12 protein-coding genes are annotated in these 20,581 nt (G+C 64.2%); 2 read left to right on the top strand and 10 right to left on the bottom strand.

Going from position 1 to position 20,581, the window contains the following annotated elements; genetic code table 11:
- Nucleotides 1-20: 20 nt before the first annotated feature.
- From fdhF to FZ029_RS18535, 9 genes are all read right to left on the bottom strand, one after another.
- Nucleotides 21-2,876 (bottom strand): formate dehydrogenase subunit alpha, encoded by a 2,856-nt coding sequence (gene fdhF, locus FZ029_RS18575; protein ID WP_149270847.1) that lies wholly within the window; start codon nucleotides 2,874-2,876, stop codon nucleotides 21-23.
- A 23-nt stretch (nucleotides 2,877-2,899) separates the two neighbouring features.
- Nucleotides 2,900-4,480 (bottom strand): NADH-quinone oxidoreductase subunit NuoF, encoded by a 1,581-nt coding sequence (locus FZ029_RS18570; RefSeq protein WP_149270845.1) that lies wholly within the window; start codon nucleotides 4,478-4,480, stop codon nucleotides 2,900-2,902.
- Complete coding sequence (locus FZ029_RS18565) at nucleotides 4,477-5,007, bottom strand: formate dehydrogenase subunit gamma (protein WP_149270843.1); 531 nt, start codon at nucleotides 5,005-5,007, stop codon at nucleotides 4,477-4,479. Before FZ029_RS18565 ends, FZ029_RS18570 begins: the two co-directional genes overlap by 4 nt.
- Before the next feature lie 194 nt (nucleotides 5,008-5,201).
- The gene (locus FZ029_RS18560) at nucleotides 5,202-6,152 is read right to left on the bottom strand and encodes a LysR family transcriptional regulator (protein ID WP_149270841.1); all 951 of its coding nucleotides are present in this window, start codon (nucleotides 6,150-6,152) and stop codon (nucleotides 5,202-5,204) included.
- 19 nt (nucleotides 6,153-6,171) lie between these two features.
- Nucleotides 6,172-7,077 carry an SMP-30/gluconolactonase/LRE family protein gene (locus FZ029_RS18555; protein ID WP_149270839.1) on the bottom strand — a complete coding sequence of 302 codons (906 nt, stop codon included), beginning with the start codon at nucleotides 7,075-7,077 and terminating at the stop codon, nucleotides 6,172-6,174.
- 140 nt (nucleotides 7,078-7,217) lie between these two features.
- Complete coding sequence (locus tag FZ029_RS33960; protein ID WP_149270837.1) at nucleotides 7,218-7,961, bottom strand: hypothetical protein; 744 nt, start codon at nucleotides 7,959-7,961, stop codon at nucleotides 7,218-7,220.
- Between the two features lie 258 nt (nucleotides 7,962-8,219).
- Nucleotides 8,220-10,106 carry a UvrD-helicase domain-containing protein gene (locus FZ029_RS18545; protein ID WP_149270835.1) on the bottom strand — a complete coding sequence of 629 codons (1,887 nt, stop codon included), beginning with the start codon at nucleotides 10,104-10,106 and terminating at the stop codon, nucleotides 8,220-8,222.
- A 20-nt stretch (nucleotides 10,107-10,126) separates the two neighbouring features.
- Nucleotides 10,127-12,490: an AAA family ATPase gene (locus tag FZ029_RS18540; RefSeq protein ID WP_247892385.1), complete on the bottom strand. Its 2,364-nt coding sequence runs from the start codon at nucleotides 12,488-12,490 to the stop codon at nucleotides 10,127-10,129.
- 283 nt (nucleotides 12,491-12,773) lie between these two features.
- Nucleotides 12,774-15,941: a response regulator gene (locus FZ029_RS18535; RefSeq protein ID WP_149270833.1), complete on the bottom strand. Its 3,168-nt coding sequence runs from the start codon at nucleotides 15,939-15,941 to the stop codon at nucleotides 12,774-12,776.
- A gap of 256 nt (nucleotides 15,942-16,197) precedes the next feature.
- Here FZ029_RS18535 and FZ029_RS18530 point away from each other — a divergent pair, with 256 nt between their 5' ends.
- Nucleotides 16,198-18,138, top strand: a complete 1,941-nt coding sequence (locus tag FZ029_RS18530; RefSeq protein ID WP_149270831.1) for an ATP-binding protein — start codon at nucleotides 16,198-16,200, stop codon at nucleotides 18,136-18,138.
- 141 nt (nucleotides 18,139-18,279) lie between these two features.
- Nucleotides 18,280-18,867 (top strand): hypothetical protein, encoded by a 588-nt coding sequence (locus tag FZ029_RS18525; protein ID WP_149270829.1) that lies wholly within the window; start codon nucleotides 18,280-18,282, stop codon nucleotides 18,865-18,867.
- Nucleotides 18,868-18,954: 87 nt separating this feature from the next.
- On the opposite strand, the gene FZ029_RS18520 is transcribed toward FZ029_RS18525, so the two are convergent.
- Entirely contained in the window at nucleotides 18,955-20,475 is a 1,521-nt protein-coding gene (locus FZ029_RS18520) for an ABC transporter substrate-binding protein (protein ID WP_247892381.1), read from the bottom strand.
- Between the last annotated feature and the right edge of the window lie 106 nt (nucleotides 20,476-20,581).

Below are 20,581 nucleotides of genomic sequence, written 5' to 3'. Positions count from 1 at the left end.
GGCCGTTATTCGGCGGCGCATTACTCGGCGGCGATGACGTTGGCGGCGGCGATGCGCTTGCGCTCGACGTCGTTCTTCGCGTAGTCGACCTGCCAGTCCGACGGTTGGTTGCTGCGGGCGACCTGTACCGCCGTCACCTTGTATTCGGGGCAGTTGGTCGCCCAGTCCGAATTTTCGGTGGTGATGACGTTGGCGCCGGTTACCGGGTGGTGGAAGGTGGTGTAGACGACGCCGGCCGGCATGCGGTCGGAGATGACGGCGCGCAGTGTGGTGGCCCCCATGCGGCTGGCGAGCGACACCATGTCGCCGTCCTTGACGCCGCGGATCTCGGCGTCCACCGCGTTGATCTCCAGCACGTCCTCCGGATGCCAGGCGACGTTGGCGGTGCGGCGGGTCTGGGCGCCGACATTGTAGTGGGCGAGGATGCGGCCGGTGGTCAGCACCAGCGGATACATCCGCGTGGTCCGCTCGTCGGTCGGCACATACTCGGTGATCATGAAGCGGCCGAGACCGCGGGCGAAGGTCTCGCCATGCATGATCGCCATGCCGGTGTCGTCGTCCTCGAAGCCGGTGCAGGGCCACTGGACGCTGCCGACGCGGTCGAGCTTCTCGAAGCTGACGCCACGGAAGGTCGGGGTCAGCCGGGCGATCTCGTCCATGATCTCCGACGTGGTCTCGTAATGCATCGGGTAGCCCATCGCCGTCGCCAGCGCGCAGGCGACCCAATGCTCGTCCTTGCCGACCTTGGACGGCATCGCCTTGCGGACACGGTTGATGCGGCGCTCGGCGTTGGTGAAGGTGCCGTCCTTCTCCAGGAAGGAGGTGCCGGGGAAGAAGACGTGGGCGAAGGCCGCCGTCTCGTTCAGGAACAGATCCTGGACGATGACGATGTCCAGCGATTCCAGCGCCGAGGTGACGTGGTTGGTGTTGGGATCGGACTGGACGATGTCCTCGCCCTGCACGAACAGGCCGCGGAAGCTGCCGTCATGCGCGCTGTCGAACATGTTGGGGATGCGCAGGCCGGGTTCCGGATCCAGCGTGACGCCCCAGGCGGTCTCGAACTCCTGGCGGACGATGTCGTCCGACACATGGCGGTAGCCCGGCAGCTCGTGCGGGAAGGAACCCATGTCGCAGGAGCCCTGCACGTTGTTCTGGCCGCGCAGCGGATTCACGCCGACGCCCTCGCGGCCGATGTTGCCGGTCGCCATCGCGAGGTTGGCGATCGCCATCACCGTGCTGGAACCCTGGCTGTGCTCGGTCACGCCCAGGCCGTAGTAGATCGCGGCGTTGCCGCCGGTGGCATAGAGACGGGCGGCGGCACGAACCTGATCGGCCGGGACGCCGGTGCGCGATTCCAGATATTCCGGCGAGTTGCGGTGCTCGGCGATGAACGCCTCCCACTTCGCGAACTCCTTGGGATCGCAGCGCCCTTCGACGAAGGAGCGGTTGACCAGCCCTTCGGTGACGATGACGTGGGCGATGGCGTTCACCACGGCGACGTTGGTGCCGGGCTGGAGCTGGAGGTGGTATTCGGCCTGGACGTGCGGGCTGCGCACCAGATCGATGCGGCGCGGATCGACGACGATCAGCTTGGCCCCGGCGCGCAGGCGCTTCTTCATGCGCGAGCCGAACACCGGGTGGCCGTCTGTCGGGTTGGCGCCGATGACCAGGATGACGTCGGACTTGTCGACGCTGCGGAAATCCTGGGTGCCGGCGGAAGTGCCGAAGGTCTGCGACAGGCCGTAGCCGGTCGGCGAATGGCAGACGCGGGCGCAGGTGTCGATGTTGTTGGTGCCGAAGGCGGCCCGGATCATCTTCTGGACGACATAGACCTCCTCGTTCGTGCAGCGCGACGAGGTGATGCCGCCGATGGAGCCCCGGCCATATTTGGCCTGCACCGCCTTCAGCCGCTCGGCGGCGTAGGCGACCGCCTCCTCCCACGACACTTCACGCCACGGGTCGGTGATCTTCTCGCGCACCATGGGCTTCATGATGCGGTCCTTGTGGGTGGCGTAGCCCCAGGCGAAGCGGCCCTTGACGCAGGAATGGCCCTCGTTGGCGCCGCCGTCCTTCCAGGGCGTCATGCGGACCACCGTGGTGCCCTGCAACTCGGCCTTGAAGGAGCAGCCGACGCCGCAATAGGCGCAGGTGGTGATGACGCTGTGCTCGGGCTGGCCGTGCTCGATGATCGACTTCTCGGTCAGGGTCGCGGTCGGGCAGGCCTGGACGCAGGCGCCGCAGGACACGCACTCGCTGTCCATGAAGCTCTCGTTGGCGCCCGGCGACACCGAGGAGGCGAAGCCGCGCCCGTCGATGGTCAGCGCGAAGGTGCCCTGGGTCTCCTGGCAGGCGCGGACGCAGCGCGAGCAGACGATGCACTTGGAGGCGTCGAAGGTGAAGTAGGGGTTGCTCTCGTCCTTCGCGGCGGCGCGGTGGTTTTCGCCTTCGAAACCGTACCGCACGTTGCGCAGCCCCACAGCACCGGCCATGTCCTGCAACTCGCAGTCACCGTTGGCGGCACAGGTCAGGCAGTCGAGCGGATGGTCGGAGATGTACAGCTCCATCACGCCGCGGCGCAGCTTGGCCAGCTTGTCGGTCTGGGTGTGGACCTTCATGCCGGGGGCGACGGGGGTGGTGCAGGACGCCGGGGTGCCGCGGCGCCCCTCGATCTCCACCGCGCAGAGGCGGCAGGAGCCGAAGGGTTCCAGGCTGTCGGTGGCGCACAGCTTGGGCACGGTGATGCCGGCGTCCATCGCGGCGCGCATCACGGAGGTGCCTTCGGGAACGGTGATCGCGCGGCCGTCGATCTCCAGCGTCACCAGGGTCTCGGAGACGCGGGCCGGGGTGCCGTAGTCGGTCTCGTGGATGAGGGTCATCTCGGGTGCTCCTGGGTCGCTCGTTATTCGGCGGCGATGTGGGTGACGCGGACGGCGTGCTGCTTCTTGCGGAAGTCTTCCGGGAAGTGCTTCACCGCGCTGCGCACCGGGTAGGGCGTCATGCCGCCCATGGCGCAGAGCGAGCCGTCCACCATCACGTCGCAGAGGTCGGCGAGCAGGGTCAGGTTCGCATCGACGTTCTTGCCGGCGATGATCTTGTCCAGCGTCTCCATCCCGCGGGTGGAGCCGATGCGGCAGGGGGTGCATTTGCCGCAGGATTCGGCGACGCAGAACTCCATGGCGAAGCGGGCCTGCTGGGCCATGTCCACCGTGTCGTCGAAGACGACGATGCCGCCATGGCCGACCATCGCCTCCTGCGCCGCGAAGGCCTCGTAATCCTTGGGAAGGTCGAACTGGGAGGGCGGCAGGTAGGCGCCGAGCGGACCGCCGACCTGCACGGCGCGGATCGGCCGGCCGGTGATGGTGCCGCCGCCATACTCGTACAGCAGTTCATGCAGGGTGATGCCGAAGGCCTTCTCGACGATGCCGCCGTTCTTGATGTTGCCGGCGAGCTGGAAGGGCAGCGTGCCGCGCGACCGGCCGACGCCGAAGTCACGGTAATACTCGCCGCCCTTGTCGAGGATGATCGGCACCGAGCAGAGCGACAGCACGTTGTTGACCACGGTCGGCTTGCCGAACAGGCCCTCCAGCGCCGGAAGCGGCGGCTTGGCGCGGACCATGCCGCGCTTGCCCTCCAGGCTTTCCAGCATCGCGGTCTCTTCGCCGCAGATGTAGGCGCCGGCGCCGACGCGGACGTCCAGATGGAAGGTGCGGTCGGTGCCGTGGATGTTGTCGCCGAGCCAGCCCTCGTCGTATGCGAGCTTGATGGCATGGCGAAGGATCGCGGTGGCGTGCGGATATTCCGAGCGCATGTAGACATAGCCGGAGGTCGCCCCCACCGCGATGGCGGCGATGGTCATGCCCTCGATCAGGCAGAAGGGGTCGCCTTCGATGATCATGCGGTCGGCGAAGGTGCCGCTGTCGCCCTCGTCGGCGTTGCAGCAGACGAACTTCTCGTCCGCCTTGGCCTGCATCACCGTGTTCCACTTGATGCCGGTGGGGAAGCCGGCGCCGCCGCGGCCGCGCAGGCCGCTGTCGGTGACGACCTTGACGATCTCCGCCTGGGACATCGCCAGCGCGTTCTCCAGCCCGCGGAAGCCGCCATGGGCGCGGTAATCCTCGACCGACAGCGGATCGATGATGCCGCAGCGGGCGAAGGTCAGCCGCTCCTGCTTCTTGAAATAGGGGATTTCCTCGGTCAGGCCGTGGGCCAGCGCATGGGCGCCGCCGGTCAGGAAGCCGGCGTCGAACAGGCCGGGGACGTCGGCGGCGGTGACCGGGCCGTAGGCGACGCGGCCTTCCGGGGTTTCCACCTCGACCAGCGGTTCCAGATAGAGCATGCCGCGCGAGCCGTTGCGGACGATGCGCAGCGGCAGGTCGCGCCTGGCGGCCTCGGCCCGGATGGCGGCGGCCACGGCGTCGGCGCCGACGGACAGGGCGGCGGAATCGCGCGGGACGAAGACGGTGATCAGATGGCCGCTCATTGCGCGTGACCCTTATGGCTGAGGGCGCGGGGGATCTGGTTGTGGGCCTGCGGGTTGGCCCGCGTCTCGGCCGCCAGCTCGTCGAAGCGGTCGGGCGAGACCCGGCCGTGCAGGTTCTCGTCGATCATGACGGCGGGCGAGAGGGCGCAGTTGCCGAGGCAGAAGACCGGTTCCAGGGTGAAGGCGCCGTCGGCGGTGGTGCCGTGGAAATCGACCTGCAGCCGCTTCTTGATGTGGTCGACCAGCGCGTTGGCGCCCATCGACTGGCAGGCCTCGGCCCGGCAGACCTTGATGATGTGGCGGCCGGGCTTTTCGCGGCGGAATTCGTGATAGAAGGAGACGACGCCATGCACATCGGCGCGCGAGAGGTTCAGCTCTGTCGCCAGCAGGGGGATCGCCTGTTCGTCGATATAGCCGAACTCTTCCTGCAGCGCGTGAAGGATCGGCAGCAGGGCGCCGCGCAGATGCCGATTGTCTTCGACAATCGTCATGGCGCGCTCAGCGCTCCACGGATGGCAAGCGTTCACGGGTGTCCCTCCTTGCGATCGTCCGCGCCGGTCTTGGGTTCGCCCCTTGGGTCGGCGTCGTTCTGGCTTGGCTCTGTTGGCTTTTTCCGGACGTCTCTCAGCGCCCGGCACCGTCAGAGTGGCGGAGGATACGGTATGCCAGCAAATTGTATTTTCCGATGGGCTGATAGCTTTTGGCTATCAAGAACGGCCCGTCAGCGGATCGCCACCCGCCAGGGGATCATCGCCTCGGCGATGCTGATCGCCACGCGATGGGCGATGTCGGCATCGGATGCCGCCACCGCCAGCGCCCTGGCCAGCGGCGGCGGCGGGTCGCGGTCGGCGTAGGCGAGGCCGACGACGTGGCTCAGCTCCGGGTCGACCAGCGGCAGGGCGACGATGTCGGGATGCGGCGGAACGAAGGTCAGCAGCTGGCCGGGGACGATGCTGGCGCAGGTGCCGGCGCGGACGATGGTGTAGAGGGTGACGATGGAGTTGGTCTCCATCGCCGCCTGCACCGTCCGCCCGGTCATGCGGAAGGCGGTGTCGGCGATGCGGCGGTTCTGCATGTCGGGAGTCAGCAGGCAGAGCCGAAGCTCGGCGGCCTTCTCCCAGGCGACCGCGCCCTGGGCGACCAGCTCGTCGGCCAAGTCGTCGCGTCGGGCCAGCAGATGGTAGCGCTCGGTGTAGAGCGGCAGGGTGCGGACGTTGTTCAGCGGTTCGTTGTCGAGATAGGTGATGGCGGCGTCCAGTTCGAACTCGTCGAGGCCACGCTGGATCTCGCGCGAACTGAGCGACACGATGCTGGAGCGGATGTGCGGGAAGCGCGTGGTGAAGGGCGTCAGCACATGCGGCACCACCGGCAGCGCCGTGGGGATGGCGCCCACCCGCAGATGGCCGGTGACGCCCTGGGCCAGCGCCAGCAGCTCGTGGCGCAGGTTGTCGCGCTCGCCGACGATGCGGCGGGCATATTCCAGCACCTTCATCCCCTCCGGCGTGAAGCCTTCGAACTTCTGGCCGCGCTCGACGATGGGGACCTGAAGCTCCTCCTCCAGCTGGCGGATGGCGTTGGAGAGGGTGGGCTGCGAGACGTGGCAGCTTTCCGCCGCGCGGCCGAAATGCTTTTCGCGGGACAGAGCCAGCAGATAGACGAACTTGCGGAACATCGCCGGCCCCCCTCCCCTCTCAGGCCGCCGGGTCGAAGGGAGGCACCGGCAGGCCCGGCACCTCCACCGCCATGGCGAACAGACCGCCGGACTGCGGGAAGCGTTCCAGCTCGTCGGCCGGGCGGCCGGCGCTGGCGGTGGTGACGTAGAGGGTGCGCAGGTCGGGACCGCCGAAGGCGACCATGGTCGGGCAGCGCGCCGGCAGCGGGTGTTCCGACAGCAAGCGGCCATCGGGGGAGAAGCGCGCGACCCGCCCGCCCTCATAGAGCGCCGTCCAATAGCAGCCCTCCGCATCCACCGCCGCGCCGTCCGGCCGGCCGCGATCGCCGTCCTTCGGCTCCAGCCGGATGAAGATCTCGCCGTCGGAGATCGCGCCGGTGGCCGGGTCGTAGCGGTAGCGGCGGACGGTGAAGGTCGGCGTGTCGGCGTGGTAGAGCGTCCGCCCGTCCGGGCTGAAGGCGAGGCCGTTGGAGGTCAGCAGCCCGCCGGCCAGCACCGCCAGCCCGCGCCGGTCATAGCGGTAGAGATGCGCCTTGCCGCCGGCCTTCGGCTCGTCCAGCGTGCCGGCGAGATAGCGGCCGGCCGGATCGGTTTTGCCGTCGTTGAAGCGGCTGGCGCCCTGGTCCTCCGGATTGGCGGCGAGACGGGTCACCGGCCGCCCCTCCCCGTCCAGCTGCCACAGGCCGGAGCGCAGGCCGGCGATGAAGCCGCCGCCCTTGCGCGGGGCGACGCAGCCGATCTCCTCCGGCAGGGCCATCGCACGGGCTGCGCCGGTGGAGGGATCGAAGCGGTTCAGCGCCTTGCCCTTGATGTCGACCCAATAGAGCGCCTGTTCGTCCACCGACCAGACCGGCCCCTCCCCCAGCTTGGCACGGGCGTCGAGCACGCAGGTGAAGGCGGGGGTGACGGCTGGGCCGGCGGTCATCGCGTGATCCTCAGTGTTCCAACGGACCCGCAGGGTCGGACAGATCGGCCGCCCGATCAAGGGCGCTGGTGGGCCGCGCCAGCGGGGATGGAACAGAGTGGAACAGGATTCGGCGGGTGTTTCATCGGCCGGCGGGGCCGCTACCGGCGCGGGGAGACGGGACCGGCGGCGCGGCGGCTTTCCGGGCCGGGGGTGAGGTTGGGGTAAGGCTCAAACTGGTTGACGGTCCAGGGGAAGACGCCCTTCGGCCCCTCGCCCTCCGGCCGGGCCAGGATGGCGGCGACGGCGCGCGGGTCGGAGGGCATGCGCTCGCGAGGCGCGCCGGGGAGGTCGTCGTCCAGTTCGGGGACGGTGACGGCGGGGGGATCTTCAGGTTTGGGGGCGGGATTGGGCGCGGGTTCGTGGGCAGGATTGGGGGCGGGCCGGGGATCGGGCCGGGGGGCGGCTTGCGGGGCTTGCCGCTTGGGTGCCTGCATGTCGAGGCCGGCGAAGAGGCCGAGCCGTTCGGCCAGCCAGCGCACCGTCGCCGGATCGCCGGAGGAGACCAGCCGCTCGATCTGCTCGGCGACCAGGATGCGCAGCGAGGAGAGGCGCAGCTCGGCCTCGCGGTTCAACGCCTGCCGTTCCCACCACACCCTGTGACGGAAATCCTTGGAGCCGTAATAGGCACGCCAGAGCGTGGTGCGGCTGCAGCCCATGGCGCGGGAGACATGGAGGAAGCTGCTGCCGCGCGCCAGCATGCCGGCGGCCATGATCCATTGCTCCTCGTGGAACTGCGACCCAGGCACCAGCGAGCCTTCGGAGGGCACCGGCGGCTCCTCCGCCCAGCAGGGGAAACGGTCGCCAAAAGCGTTGGGGGCGAGGGTGCGGCTGTCGAGGGGCATGGGGCGGCTCCGCGAATGAGTGGGCATTGCGGAGAGGATATGGGATTTTGGTCCTGTGGCGGGGAGGTTTTGGGAAAAGGGGGGTGGGCGACTTATACTCGGAGCGCAGTTCGGCTAAGACCATGTTGCGCAGGCATTGCGCCTCGCCGTCGGGTACTACAGTCGAACTGAAATGCTGCTGACATTGCACTGGAAGAGAATGGGCGAAATTCGCCCATTTTAGTCATCAGTTAGGTCGCGGATCAACAATGTCATAAATCAGGCGAGTAGAACGACTTCTGTCTCGTCAAACCACCCCTCATTTACCACATGCATGCGCACCTTGGCCGGATCAGCGGTATAGGCGACAACAGCTAAGCTTTTCATTGCTCGGCTACAGGTCACATAAAACAGACGCCTTGTCACATCATTGGGGCCTGCCTCCCCATTAACACCAAAAAGCCTTTCGTAGGAAAAGATGACGCCTCTAGCCTCATTGTCATCAATAATCACCTGAACTCTGGGAAATTCTCTTCCCTTAACACCCTGATGAGTGTCAAACGGCGCCATGCCTTGCACGTACTTTGCATAGGGTTCTATCTGAGAAAATGGCACAGACAAAAACTGGTCCCATGGATCTTCATCACTGGGCTCTGTGCTATCAAGCGTTTCGTCTAGCTGAAGTTCGGAAAAGATTTCAGACACCAGCCCGTGCATCTGTTCTCTTGCAACGATAGAACGAAGCTCCCCCGGAATCTCAAACAGTCCGCTTTTCGCCACCTCGCGAAGTACTGCAAGGAATGTGGGAGAGGCGCCATCATGCCAAAGATTCAGAAGGCCTTTTACGGCCTCTCGAGCGGTCCCTAATTGAGTGAGTTGATCATCGCCGGCATTTTTGAATGCCTCTTTACTCAGCAACGGCGAGTATTCACGCAGAATCGACATCGCCGTAAACTCATCCCCGTTTCGCTTCGCCTCCAGTAGAGGTAGAACTCGTTCGGAAAAAAGACAAACTTCAGACAATGTGCCATCACGCAATGGCGTTTTATACCTGTCCTGCCGATAAAGCGGCTCAAACATATCCAAAAACCCCATACGTGCGGCAGCCATATGGTGTTCTAGAATAAGGCGCTTCACATCAGCGCCATCTCCGTGCCAAAGGGGATCGCCGGAAATTTCTGCCATCTTCCGTGCAACGTTACTTTCCAGGACTGCCTTATCTCTCGCATTGTCTTCTACTAAGAAGAGCCGAACAATTCCCGCTTCTTTGTCTGACCGTGCTTGCTGCTCTTGAGTATCAACAGCCGCCCGAATCTTGTTGATTAGTTCTACTATGCGTTTCGGGCAACGATGATTCATTTTCTTTGCAGGCTTAGCCCAACCATCCGGAAGGTTTAGGCCCAAATTAGCGTCCCCATCATTGTAAATTCTCTGCATCGTGTCGCCGATTAGCCCTAGTACGAAGCGATCTCGATGTCTCTGCTGTACAACAAGCAATGCCTCGACAAGTCGCTTATTCGTATCCTGACTCTCATCAATTAGCAAAATTGGATATTTTCCAACAAGAATATCTTGCATAGATGGTTTATTTTTTATGAAAAAAGCGGCAACTTGAATAACCTCTCCATGATTCAAAGAGTCTTTTCCTTTATTGCCTCCGGTGGCGCTATAGGTAAATCTCTTCACTGACGGTAGTATTTCGAGACGTCGACGTTTTGCCTCTATATCTCCTTCACGCTTCAGATAAGTCTTTCCTTCTTTTTTCCGAGCTTTTAACTGCTTTATGTCCATTTCAGCGATGTCGCTTTCAAGCTTTTCTCTAAGCCATTCTTTTATATCGTTGTCAAATCCCTCAATCAGAGACCAAACAAAGCTATGAATGGTCTTCACGTCAACCAGTGGATCAAATTCTACTCGACTAATAATTTCTTCACATGCAGCATTAGTATATGTGATTACACCCACTCTCTTTCCATGTAGCTGCAAATATGCGCCCGCAGTCTCGCGTACATGCTTCAGAGCTGTTACTAAGGATCTTGTCTTTCCTGAACCCGCTCCTGCGAATAGAAAGAAGCTAGTCGGCCGCTCCAAGCTGAGGCATGTGCGAATTTCATTATCAACATCGTCATCAATGTGATCATTGATATTTATTTGTTCGGCAGCCATAAGACAATCTCCTCCCTGGGCTATGACGCGACATCGTGTGGTCCAATTACCTCAAGCTGCTTCCGCCGGAGTTGCAATTGAAGCCATTCCAAACCTTCGCGGATATACGCGGGAGCTGTAAGCGCATGTCGATCCTCAGGGTACAATAGATCCAACGAAAGTGCTGCTTTATCGCCTTTCTTAAGAGCATCAAACATCGCTGCGCCTAGAGTTTCCGCACTGCGTTTAGTAGCGACAGCTTCGCGAAAACTTTTCATAAGCCCGCAGCGAGTCTTCTGAAGGCGCTTTCCAAGCTTAGGGCGAAAGAATTCAAGATTTTCAAACACAAGTGCATCTTCAAAAGTACTGGAAAGGGCTTCCTCATATCCAACGGCATCATCTATTACTACTTTAACTGGCGTTTGATAGGCTACACACACCGAAAAGAATCGATCATAGACCTTAATCTTTTCTTCCTGACTTAGATCTAGCAGATCATCTAACTTATTTTTCTCCGGTACCCACTGCCTTATCACAGTATTACGAGAAATCATATTTTGCCTCCGCTTTGGCGGCGCAACCGGCCACTTCTCTTCACTCTTAGCCGGATCTACATCTGCGATCAGTAACGTCACAAGTCCGAGATGCTCAATTAAAGGCCGAAATCGGTGAGCATGACTGCCCCCAACCTCAAGCAACGTGATATATCTCTGATTCAACTCTTTGAAGTGATTTCTAATGAAATAAGGAACCATCATCCGCTCTGCCGGACCTTCTACAAGAATAGCCGCATCGGCGAAAAATAGGTCGCAATGAGTTGCCTTGAGATAGCGGGTAACAAACCGCTCCGTACTTCCGTGCTTTCCAAACACCTCAGACAAGTTTACCACGGTAGAAGTCGGCACCTCTCCCGCTCCAGCAGCGGGCCTCCGTCTAAAATATCGCAAGCACGAAAACTCACATTCATGCGCTATATGACTGGAATGCGTGCTGATCACCATCTGGGTAGAAAAATAGGAGTTTTCCCCAAGATTTTTGTGATTGCGCAGTATGTCGTATGCCTTGTTGATAAATACCTGTTGAACTTGCGCATGAAGATGCGCCTCCGGCTCTTCAAGTAGGACCAAGTGGATGGGCTGAAAATGCAACTCGTTATTGCTAACCTCTATTGTCTTCGCAGCCTTTCCAACGCGCATCCAATCATCGCGGAAGGACATCAACCGGAATACCATAGAAATAAGATTCTGGTACCCGAGTCCATTATACTGTTCAGTTAGACGCAAAGACAGGCCGGCCTCCTGGCCGCTTTGCTGAATAACCTCGTACTGAACAGCAGAAGCATGATCAAGCCCATCAACAGGGTGGATGCGAGTGCATATCTTTAATTTTGGATCCGATAATCCTGGATATCCCAACTCCTCAATTTCCTTCAATGCATCGGAAAAACCGTCTTCTAATTTGCCATCAAATTGCTGTTGGGCATCGTCAATCGCCTGCAATGCGTCTAAATCTGATGCGTCGGGAGCATCAGTAGGATCAAGGTGGCGCGAATAATACGATCTTAGTTGATTAGAAAGTCGCTTAGTCTCACTTCGTTCGGCCTTCTCTTCGGCACCGCCGTCGACACGATTACGGCGAGGACCTGCATCGGAAAAGCCGCGTTGAGCATTGATCTCATCAACGCGAATCAGTTTGGCAAAAGGATTACCTTCAACCGGCTTACCGTTTACCAATTTTTGTGGGCGTGCCACTCCCTTATCTGGGCGCTGAAGTTTGATGGGATCCAGACAGTATATTCTTACCGAGAAATATGACCCCAACTTTCTATCTTTCTCAAGAAAAGAAACCAAGGAGTCTGGCCAGAGCTTCACCGTATAGTTTTTCTGATCTGGTTTCCTTTCTCCATTTGCTTTCTTAAAAACTTCTTCAGCAGCCGAGCGGGCTGCAATATATCCCTTATATAGAATTTCGGGATCTTTCGGTTCCAGGCGCATTCGAATACCCAATGCCCCGCCATCCCAATCCAGAGTTGGAAGAAGATGGCTTACATGATGGACTTGGCTCCTATCTACTTCTAGCCACAAGTCCAAAACCGGGAAAGCAGACTCCCAATCGATTTCCGACAGATCTCCTAACGGACTTTTTGAGATGTGGCCACTCCACCAGTCTTCACCGATTTTATTGATGTGCTTCCAATTTGAAAGAGTCACATCATTCATTGTAAATCGGCTGTTATCGACAAGAAAATGCCCCAAAGAGACCATTGCTGCAGTTTTCCCGCTATTGTTTGCACCAACGAACAATGTTGTTCGCGGAGAGAAGTCAATGCGGATCGATTTAAGTTTGCGAAAGTTCTGAATTTCTGCAAATTTAATGATCATTTTACGCGCTTTTCCCTTTGCCATGGGCAAACGTGGCTGCTCCAGCTTTGCCTCCACTATAGCTGGCGCAAAGCGCTATCACAAAGGTAAAATACCTTCTTTTTGAGCGGGAATTGCCGGATACACAACGTTCCAAAACTTTGGACTCGGGCTCTTTCGCCTCATGGTGGTCAGCGAAAATCTGTAATTTTCGTCACCCTATTGTGGTCAAACAAGCCGATTCGGCTCCTGGCACCAAACAGACTTCCCCCGGTACGGCAACCGGCATTTTCCAATCTGCCATAGGTTCGCCCATTACCCCCACCCCCTACCCCATCGCCTCCACCGCCCTGCGCGACGCCACACAGCGGCTGACTTCGGTCAGCAGTTGCACGCGGTCGATCGGCTTCGGCACATGGCAGTCCATGCCGGCCTCGTAGCATTGGGCGATGTCGTCCGGGAAGGTGTTGGCGGTCAGCGCCACGATGGCGACGCGGGACTCCGGGCCGGGCATGGCGCGGATGGCGCGCGTCGCCTCCAGACCGTCCATCACCGGCATGTTGATGTCCATCAGGATGGCGTCGAACCGCTCGCGGCCAACCGCCTCCACCGCCTGGGCGCCGTCCGCCACCGCCGCGACGCTGTGGCCGGCCTGCCTCAGCAGGGTGACGGCCAGAAGGCGGTTCATCTCCACATCCTCCACCACCAGGATGCGCAGGGACTCCGTCGCCGGGGCAGCCGGGGCCGCGGGTGACGGCGCGGGCGGGGCGGACTCGGCGGGCGGCGGGAGAGGCGGTGCGGCGACGGGGGGCGGGGGCGGCTCGGCTGCCGAGCGGGCGGCCGGGCGGGCGGGCAACTCCGCCGGCAACTCCGGGGCCGGCGCCGGGGCGGGGGACGGGAGGGTGGCGGGCGGGAGCGGCGGGCGCAGGCGGTCCAGGCGCTCGCGCAGCTCCGCCGGGTCATAGGGCTTGGCGATCAGGTCGTAGCCACCCATCGCCACGTCGTCGGCCACCACCGCATGGGCGGCGAAGCCCGAGGCCAGCAGGACCGGCAGGTCGGGGCGCAGGCGGCGCGCCTCGCGCGCCAGCTCGGCGCCGTTCATGCCCGGCGGCATCACGATGTCGCTGAACAGCAGGTCCAGCGGCTCCGGGCCGCGCAGCACCAGCAGGGCCTCGCCGGCGCCCGACGCGGCGGTCACCCGGTGGCCCCAGCTGCGCAGCAGGGCGCAGCCGTTCTCCCGGATGTTGTGGTCGTCCTCCACCATCAGGATCGACAGGCTCGGCCGGGCGGCGGGAAGCCGGGCGGGGCGGGCGGCGGCGTCGGTGCGGTCGTCGGCAGTCTCCCCGGCCACGCGGTCGGGCGGGAAATGGATGGTGACGGTGGTGCCCTGCCCCACCCGGCTGGCCAGGGTCAGCGTGCCACCATGCAGCTCCACCAGACGGCGGGTCAGCGGCAGGCCGAGACCGGCGCCCTCGGTCTGGCGGTTCTCCGGGCTGGCGACGCGGGCGTAGGCCAGCAGGACGCGGCCCAGATCCTGTTCGGGGATGCCGACACCGTTGTCGCGCACCTCCAGCAGCAGGCCGCCGTCCGGGGCCGGGGAGGCGGTCAGCGACACCGTGCCGCCGGAGGGGGTGTATTTCACCGCGTTCGACAGCAGGTTCAGCAGAATCTGGCGGATGCGCCGCTCGTCGCCGCGCAGGTGGCGGGCGGCGGGCTCCACACTTGCCGAGAGGGCGATGCCGGCGCGGGCGGCGCGCGGGGTCAGCAGGCGGATGGCGAAGGTGGCGGCGGCGTCGAGGTCGACCGGATCGTCGTCGAGGGTCAGCTGGCCGGATTCGGCGCGGACATGGTCGAGGATCTCGTTGATCAGCTCCAGCAGATGCTGGCCGCTGTCGCGGATGTTGACGGCGAAGTCGCGGTAATGGGCGGTGCCGACCGGCCCCTCCGACTCCCGCGCGATCAGGTCGGCGAAGCCGATGACGGCGTTCATCGGCGTGCGCAGCTCGTGGCTCAGGCTCGCCAGGAACTCGGTCTTGCTGCGGCTGGCCGATTCCGCGGCGTGGCGGGCGTCCTGCAGCTCCGCCTCCATGATCTTGCGGGCGGTGACGTCGCGCTCGACGCTGACGTAATCCTGCGGTGCGCCCCAGTCGTCGGTGACCAGCCGCACCGCCGCCTCGATCCACACCCAGCGGCCGTCGGCATGGCGCAGCCGATAGGTGGTCTTCAGGGTCGGGCGGTCGGGGGTCAGGCGGGCGAGGCCGGCGGCCAGGGCGTCGCGGTCGTCGGGATGGACGCGCTCCACCAGCGGACGGCCGATCAGCTCGGCCGGCGGGCTGCCCAGGCTGTCGCGGGTCGCCTCCGAACAGAAGCGGCGCACCCCGTCCAGGCCGATGCGGCCGATGATGTCGGTGACGCCGCGGGCCAGCAGGCGATAGCGCGCCTCGCTGGCGCGGATGGCGCGTTCGGCCTCGTGCCGACGGGTGATGTCGCGGGCGCCGACCGACAGCATGACGATGGCGCCGCTGTCGTCGCGGATCGGCACCTGCGACACCTCCCACCAGCGGGTGACGCCGTTGTGGGTGTGCTGCTCCTCGAAGCGGGTGGGGGCGCCGGCGTCGATGCAGGATTGCAGGTCGGCCATCGCCTTGGCGGCGAGGTCCGGCGGCAGCAGGCGGTCGAGCGGCTGGCCCTCCGCCTGCGCGGCGCGGTCGCCCATCAGGCGCTGGGCGGCGGCGTTGGCGCAATGCAGGGTGAAGGTGCCGTCGGCGTTGACGCGGAGGACGGCAAGGCAGTCGGCGGAGCTGTCGAAGACGGCGCGGAACAGGGCGGCGCTCTCGTCCAGCGCGCCTTCGTCGGCGACGCGGCGGTGCTCGCGCGCCAGCATGGTGCCGAGCAGGCCGATGCCCAGCGTGGTGAAGGCGGCCAGCGGCAGCGCCGCCTCCTCCATCACCCGCATGGCGAGGTCGAGGTCGGGCAGCAGCAGGAAGGCCAGCAGGGTCAGCGGCGTGATCGCCAGCCCGAACAGCGCCAGCAGGCCGAAGCCGAAGGCACCCTTCCCCCTTCCATGGCCCCCTCCCTTCCCCCTTCCCTGGCCGCTTCCGCCCTGCCCGGCGGCGCGGCGCTCCATCGGTTTGGCGAGCAGCGGCGCCGCCAGGGCGGTCAGCAGGATGCCGAGGATTCCGGTCAGCGAGCCGACGCCGCCCAGCCACAGCCGCACCGCGCCGGCGATAGCCGCCGACAGCAGGGCCGCCGGCAGGCCGCCAAACAGACCGGCCAGCCCGATCATCGCGTTGCGCAGGTCGATCAGCACCCCGCCCGCCACCGGGTAGGCGTCCAACATGGAAATGGCGGCCGCCACACCGAACAGCAGGCCGGACAGCAGGGCGAAGGCCCGGCGCCGGGTGCCGAACCGCCGCAGCACATGGCGGTAGGCCAGCAGAACCAGCGCCAGCAGGCCGACGCCGTGTGTCAGGGCGATGACGATGCCCGTTCCCATGCTTCCGCCCTCCCCCCAAGCGGTGATCCCGGTCCCGCTTCCGGCCCTACACCCCCGAAGCCCGACGCGAACTTTTATACAGGCAATCAAACAAGAAGAAGAAACGAATCGAAACAGTCATACCGCCTTTTTTCCTACTACTACCGTTGATGGCGGCTTGACGGGCGGCATTACGTGGCTGTCGAGTTTGCCCGGCGGTTCGGCTAGGATGGCGCGGCGAGTTGTTCGTGGTCGTCTTTGTCTCGGTGGCTTCGGCATGTTCTTGAAGATCTTCTCACGGAGCCTGGTCGCCCGGACGACGGCATCGGCGGTGTTGCTGGTGTCGGTGCTGGTCGCCGTGCCGATGATCGTGTTGATCCAGGCCGACGTGCGCAACACCCGGGCCGAACTGGCCATCCGGGCGGAGATGGCGACCCGCATCGTGCTGGACGACGTGACGAACGCGCTATGGGACCTCGACCCCGAAGAGGCGGCGACGGCGCTGAACCCGCTGCGCTCGATCGACAGCTTCGCCGAGGCGGTGATCCTGGGTACGCATGGCGAGCGCTTCGCCGTCTACCGCAAGCCGGGCGCCGTCATCGGCGCAGGGGATGCGGCCACGGTGGCCGCGGTGCCGCTGATCCACCAGGACCGCAGCGGCGCCGCCCGCAGCATCGGCACCCTGCTGGTCAGGCTGGACACCGGGCCGACCGACGACGCCATCCGCCACCATGTGCTGGTGCTGGGCGGGATCGGCGCCGTCACGCTTCTGCTGGTGGTGCTGGGCGTGATCTGGGCGACGCGCGGCATGACGCTGCCCATCGCCGGCATGACCCGCGCCATGGACGATCTGGCGGCCGGCGACGTGACGGTGACCGTGCCGGTGCGCCACCGCGACGACGAGATCGGACGGATGGCAAAGGCGCTCGGCACCTTTCGCCAGAACGCCATCGACCTGCGCGCCGCCAAGGAGCGGGCGGAGCAGGCGGTGGCGTCGAAGGCCAAGTTCATGGCCGCCGCCAGCCACGACCTGCGCCAGCCCGCCCAGTCGCTGCTGATGCTGACCGCCATGCTGCGCGCCACCGCCCCCAATCCGAAGGTGGAGGAGTCCGCGCGCAAGATCGAACAGGTGGTGATGACGCTGAAGCAGCTGCTGGACGAGTTGCTGGAGGTGTCGCGGCTGGATGCCGGCGGCGTCACCGCCAACAAGGCGGTGCATGAGGTCGCCGACCTGTTCGAGGCGCTGGATTCGCAATATGGCCCGGTCGCACGCGGCAAGGGACTGGCATTCGCCGTGCCGCAATACCGCGCGGCGGTGCTGACCGACCGGGTGCTGCTGCTGCGGCTGCTGGGCAACCTGATCGACAACGCGATCCGCTACACGAACTCCGGCCAGGTGCAGGTCGCCTGCCTGGAATCCGGCGGCTGCCTGATCATCGAGGTGCGGGACACCGGCATCGGCATTCCGGAGGACCGGCTGGACGCCATCTGGGAAGAGTTCCACCAGATCGGCAACCCGGAGCGCAACCGCGACAACGGCATCGGGCTCGGCCTGTCGATCGTCCAGCGGCTGGCCACCGTGCTGGACCACCCGGTCAAGGTGCGCTCCACGCCGGGGAAAGGCTCGGTCTTCTCGGTCACCGTGCCGCTGGCGCCGGTGGAACTTGCCGGTCCGGACAGGACGGCGGACGAGCCGGCGCCCCCTGCCCTGTCCCCGGCTCCCGCTCCTGTCCTGGCCGCCGCCAATGGCGCGGCGGTCGCGACGTTGGCCGATGCGCCAGCGAAGGACGGCGAAATCGCGATCCTGGTGATCGACGACGACCAGTTCGTGCTGTCCGCCATCTCGATGTTCCTCACCACGGCCGGGCACCGCGTCGTCGGCGCCTCCACGGTCGCCCAGGGTCTGCGCGCGGTCGAAGACGGCACCGTCCGGCCCGACGCGATGATCGCCGATTACCACCTGTCGGCCACCGAGAATGGCCTGGACTTTATCGACACGGTTTGGCGGCGGCTGGGACTGCGCATTCCGGCGGTGCTGATCTCCGGACGGCTGGATGGTGCGGTGACGGCGCGCGCGGCGGCGATGGGCGTCACCGTCGCCGCCAAGCCGATCATGCCGGACCGGCTGTCGACTCTGGTGGAGCAGATGACGGCCGGACGGCCGGTGGCGGCGATTCCGCTCGACATCGCCTCTCCGCATAAGACCCTGAGCGAATGACGGCATCGGCCGGGAGCCGGATGTTTAGTACCAAAATTATCTCACATATCCCGCTGTGCTGTGGCACAACAATCGGGCTGTGCCCGCGGACGGTCCTGCAACCCTGTCCAAGGGCGAAAAAAAGCAACCTCGGAGGATTCCATGCGCGGCGCCACCACGACCGACACCACCCGTGCCCGTGACATCATCGCCGGCTTCGACTTCGGCTATGTGGTCGAACGCGCCGTCGCCTCAGGCATGACCCGCAGCACGTCCGAGATCGCCCTGGCCCAGCTGAAGGACTTCCTGCTGGCCTGCGCCGAGCATCCGGACCGCGACATCGTCCCGCAATCCGCCGCTTGCGACGATCTGTGGCACGAGTTCATCGTTGCCGACACCCGCGCCTATTTCCGCTTCTGCGAAGCGGTCTATGGCGAATACCTGCACCACAACGGCGTCGCCGTTCCGGCCGAACGCATGGCCGCCGCCCGCACCGACAACGCCGGGCTGTTCGCCAACGCGGATTGCCTGCGCGAAGCCGCGAAGGCGGACTGCCTGCGTGAGACTGCAAAGGCCGATTGCCTGCGTGAGGCCAAGGCCGCGGATTGTCTGAGGGAGGCTGCGCAAGCCGACTGCCTGCGCGAAGCGAAGACTGCGGATTGCCTGCGCGAAGCTGCGAAGGCCGATTGTCTCCGTGAGGCCAAGCCGGCCGATTGTCTCCGCGAAGCGCGGTCGCAGGGCACCGCCTGACCCGCCACAGACTTCAGCAAAAAGCCCCTGTCCGGCAGCGGACAGGGGCTTTTTTCATGCGGTCACCCTGCCCTGCCCCACGCCGGCTCAGCCGAAGTTCAGGCCGCCGAACGGGGTGATGAAATTCTCGCTCAGCACATTGCCGCGCAGCGCGACATAGTCCGGCACCACCAGCGGAATCACCGGCAGGTCGTTCATCACCAGACATTCGGCGTCCTTGTAGACCTCGGCACGGCGGCCGGGATCGGGGATGGCCATCGCCTGTTCGATCAGATCGTCGAACTTCGCATTCGACCAGCCGACCGGGTTGAAGCGGCTGCGGCTGCTGAACAGCTCGTCCAGGAAGTTCATCGGATCGGGATAGGTGGCGGTCCAGCCGAACAGGAAGGAATCATAGTCGCGCCGGCGGGATCGCGAAATGAACTCCTGGCGGGGGGAGATCACCAGCTTCGCCGGAATGCCGGCATTGTTCCATTGCGAGACGTAATAGACGAACTCCCGCCGGTATTCCGGAATGACCGCGACCTGGAAGGGGTCGATGCCGCGGCCCTCCGGATATCCCGCCTCTTCCAGCAGCCGCTTCGCCAGCATCGGATCGTAGGCCAGCGGCTCCAGCTTTTCGTTCGACAGCAACGCCGGTGGAACGATGCCTTTGTGGACGGCCGCCACCCCGCGGAAGAAACGCTCCGCCATCGCGGGGCGGTCGATCAGCAGCGACATCGCCCGGCGCACGCGCAGATCGGCGAAGGCCTTCACCCGGCGGGGATCGAGCGCGATCACCCGCATCTGCATGCGCGGCACACTCGACAGCCAGCGTTTGAAGCCGGGATCGTCCATCACCCCGCGCAGCGCGTCGGTATCGACGAAGGTGAAGTCGATCTGGCTGTCGTTGAACAGGGTGATGCCGTCATTGCCGATGCCGGTGGCGAGGAAGGACACCCGTTCGAACGGCACAGCACCGCCGCGCCAGCCGGGATTGGCCTCGACATCCATGCGGATGCCGTCGTTCGATTGCAGCAGCCGATAAGGGCCGGTTCCGGCCGACATGGTGCGGAACCAGTTGGGGCCGGCCTTTTCCGCCGCCTCCACATCGACGATGTTCAGCCGGGCAAAGGGGAAGACGGCGCAGGGTTCGTCGCAGACCACCTCCAGCGTCCGGTCGTCGACCACGGTGATGCCCGACAGCCCGGTGGCGGTCTTCGCCCGCAGCTCACGAAAGCCCCGCACCTTGGACAGGGCCAGAACCGCGAAGTTGGCGCCGTCGCCGGCCAGGGCCGCCTCGAAGCTGCGCTTGACGTCGGCAGCGGTCAGGGGACGGCCGGTGTGGAAGGTGACGTTGTCGCGGATGGTCAGCCGCCAGCGGCGGGCATCCTCCGACCCCTCCCAGGCGGTGGCAAGGCCGGGGAGAATGCGGCCCTGGGGATCGACCGTGGTCAGGCTCTCATACATCGAGCCGAGGACCTGACGCGCGACCAGATCGTTGACGGTCAGCGGGTTGATCGCGCCGGGCAGGGATTTCAGCCCGATCCGCAGGGCGGGGGCGGCGGCCATCGCCGGCCACGGCAGAGCACCGGCCAGACCGGCCGCGCCAAGGAGGCTTCCGAGCAATCCCAGGAACTGTCGTCTCTGCACCGCCGGCATCGCTGATCCGTAAGGTCGATGGTCTCGTCACTGATCCTTAGCATGGGGCAGGGCAGGCGGTCACCCTGGCCGA

This window comes from Azospirillum sp. Sh1 (assembly GCF_008365135.1).
Classification (GTDB): domain Bacteria; phylum Pseudomonadota; class Alphaproteobacteria; order Azospirillales; family Azospirillaceae; genus Azospirillum; species Azospirillum oryzae.
Note: the sequence above shows the minus strand (reverse complement) of the source record. Positions and strands in the feature narration are given on the sequence as shown.